Source organism: Neisseria sp. P0021.S005 (assembly GCF_051956955.1).
Genome location: NZ_JBQCWY010001016.1, coordinates 1 through 375, shown reverse-complemented (window position 1 = coordinate 375; position 375 = coordinate 1). Strand labels below are relative to the sequence as shown.

Genomic DNA, 375 nt, shown 5'->3' with positions numbered 1-375 from the left:
GCCGTCTTCGTCGAATTTTTGCAGCAGAATCCGTTGTTTTTTACTGCGAGGAAAACGGCTGGTTTCAACACGCGCTTTAAATTCCTGCCATTCGCGGCTGTTGTCTTTGCCGTTGAAGTATTCGTAAGGGGTTTGATTACCTTTGTTTTGGTTTTCGCTGCCCAATACCAGCACTTTATTGTTGAAACTGTCGTCCCATGTGCGCGAGAACGGCAGGGCATGGTCGATTTCGATATAGCCTTTTTCGTTCAGACGGCCTAGGTTGATTTCTTTGCCCGAATACAGGCATTTGCCGTGTTGTTGCTCGTACAGGCGCAGTTTCAGAATATCTTTGGATTTGGGTTCGCCGACAAAATTGGGGAAATACTCTCGGAA

1 protein-coding gene is annotated in these 375 nt (G+C 46.9%); it reads right to left on the bottom strand.

Annotation, left to right across the window (positions count from 1 at the left end):
- Window positions 1-375, bottom strand: a 375-nt coding sequence (cas9, locus tag ACTHUE_RS20665) for a type II CRISPR RNA-guided endonuclease Cas9 (RefSeq protein WP_440424347.1), incomplete at both ends; no start/stop codon positions are given.